Annotated in this window: 2 protein-coding genes; both read left to right on the top strand. The window is 71.4% G+C overall.

What is annotated here, in order from left to right:
* Positions 1-807: TerB family tellurite resistance protein (locus VGR37_11320; protein HEV2147982.1), on the top strand; the 807-nt coding region annotated here is incomplete at its 5' end.
* A 361-nt stretch (positions 808-1168) separates the two neighbouring features.
* Positions 1169-2656 (top strand): N-acetylmuramoyl-L-alanine amidase (locus tag VGR37_11315; GenBank protein ID HEV2147981.1); only part of this gene is annotated, 1488 nt, incomplete at its 3' end.

Here is a 2656-nt window from a genome sequence, read left to right as displayed (position 1 = left end):
CTCCCGGCCATGGTCCCGGGGATCGGCCCGGCGCTGGCGGCGCTGGGGATGGTGGCGGACTGGCGCTACGTGGCCGAGCAGCAGCGCGACCTGGTGCTGGAGGTCGCGGCGCTCATGGGCGTGCCGCTGGAACACCCCACGGAGCAGGTGCGCAGCCTGTTCGTGGCCTCCATGGCGACGGCGTTCGGCGCGGTGCGGGTGGGGGAGGCGGCGGTGGACGCGGCCGCGCGGCAGGTGGTGCGGCGGAGCCTGGCGCGGGTCGTCCCGGGCGTGGGCGCGGTGGTGGCGGGCTCCCTGAACTACATGGGCACGCTGGCGCTGGGACGCGCCGCCATCCGCCGCTTCGCCGCGGAGGCCGGGATCCCGGTGCGGGGGATCGTCCCCGAGGCGGTGCACCCCGCCCTCCCCCGCCTCCGCCAGGCGGTGGTGGGCTCCGTGCGGACCGCCCCCCTGGGCGACGGCGGGCCGCCCGTGTTCACCCGCGAGCAGCGGGAGATCCTGGAGGGACTCTCCGCCGCCGAGCGCGAGGAGCTGCTGGACCTGGCGGTGGTGAGCGCCGCGGCCGAGGGCGGGATGTCGGAGGAGGAGGAGCGGGTGGTGGAGGAGATCGCCGCCTGCCTGGGCTTCAGCGCCGAGCAGCTGGTGGCCGCTCGCCACGAGGCCGAAGAGGAGATGGGGGCCTACGTCTCGCGCGTGCGCCGCCTCCTGGGCGCCGCCCGCCGCGGCGGCTCCGACGCCGCCGCGAGGGTGTGGCGCCGCGCGAGCGGGATGGCCCGGCGGGGCTGGCGACGGAACGAGGAAGAGTAGTGCCGAAGCCCTCCCCGAGCCGGGAGGGCTTCCCGTTTCCGGTGCAGCGGCTCGACCCCGCGGTTTCCCACCCGCAGCAGGCATCTACCTAACTCCGTTTTCCATCACGAGATAGCTTTTTCCCGCCACGCGAAAGCCCAGGCGGGGCCTGGGCAGGCACGCGAAATGCATCGCGGTTGTCTGAAAACGTACGTCCCCAAAACGGCGTTATTGCGCTCTCCTGCCGCGCGCATTATATCAGGAGAACGGCCCCACAATGCTTGCGACCGCGGCGACTCCGCCCCGACATACCGGGGCGTGTCCGGCGGTGCGCCGTGACCCGGCGGCGCCCGTCATCTCTTCCACCGCAGGAGGGATCTCCATGCGCAGCATCCGCTCCCTGGCCGCCGCCCTGGCCGCCCTGTCGCTCCTCGCTGCCTGTAGCGACCAGCCGACGTCCCCGCCCAGCACCCCCCCGCCGAGCGCGCCCGCCGCGACCTCGCAGCTCGACGCCGTGTTCGAACAGGCCGGCCGCGACTTCAACGTCCCCGCCTCGCTCCTCAAGGCCGTGGGCTACGTGGAGACCGGCTGGGAGATGGTGAAGGGCGAGGAGGAGTTCCCCGGTCAGGAGGCCGCGTTCGGGATCATGGCGCTCCGTGGTGAGCGTCTCACCCGGGGCGCGGCGCTGGCGAACGTGTCGGAAGCCGCGGTGAAGAGCAGCCCGGAGGCCAACATCCGCGCGGCGGCGGCCCTGCTGGGCGCGTACGCGGAGGAGATGAAGCTGAACCGCGCCGACGTGGCGGCCTGGGCGCCCGCCGTGGCCCGCTACAGCGGGATCGAGAGCAGCGAGGGACAGGCCATCTACGTGCACTACGACGTGTACAACACCCTGCAGAAGGGGGTGGTGGGGAAGAACTTCGCGGGGAAGCTGCTGGCCTCGCTGATGCCCACGCATGTCGCCGCCGACTTCCCCCGGCCGAAGGTGCAGGCCTCCGCCCAGGCGTGCGCCCCCGACTACTGCGTCGCGGGCACGGTGTGGCGCCCGTCCCCCAACTACAACGCCCGGCCGACGGGGGACATCGGCAAGGTGCACATGGTGATCATCCACACCTGCGAGGGCTCGTACACCTCGTGCTGGAGCTGGCTGACCAACTCCTCGGCCCAGGCCAGCGCGCACTACGTGGTGCGGGAGGATGGCGCCGAGATCTCGCAGCTCGTGCGTGAGGCGGACCGCGCGTGGCACATTGCCGCCACCTACGACTGCTCGCTGAACAGCAGCCACGAGTGCTGGCGCAACGGCTACTCCAGCAACCACTTCACCGTCGGCATCGAGCACGGGGGCTACGCCTCGCAGAGCTCCTTCCCCGTCGCGCAGGTCGACGCCTCGGCCAAGCTGTCCTGCGACATCAGCAAGGCGTACGCGATCCCCCGCGACCGCTACCACTACGTGGCGCACGGCCAGCTCCAGCCGTACAACCGGACCGATCCCGGCCCGAACTGGCCGTGGTCCGACTACATGAACCGGATCAACTCGCACTGCGGGACCAGCTCCACGAGCATCATCGTGGACAGCAACAACAACAACAACAACACCTCCGTGGCGAAGTACGAGGTGTCGGCCAACTGGGCCGTCGGGAGCAGCGCCGGGTACTACGGGACCGGGTACAACTACGCGAGCACGCAGGCGATCAGCGACCCGGCCACCTTCTGGTTCTACCTGCCGGCCGCTGCGACGAAGACGATCGACGCCTGGTGGGTGGCCGGGACCAACCGCTCCACCACGGCGCCCTACATCGCCTGGAACGCGAGCGGGACCAAGCTGGGCACCGTGCAGGTGAACCAGCAGATCAACGGCGGGAAGTGGAACGCC

It is taken from the genome of Longimicrobiaceae bacterium (assembly GCA_035936415.1).
Classification (GTDB): Bacteria; Gemmatimonadota; Gemmatimonadetes; order Longimicrobiales; family Longimicrobiaceae; genus JAFAYN01.
The sequence above is the reverse complement of the archived record's forward strand: the minus strand, read 5'-3'. Positions and strand labels throughout refer to the sequence as shown.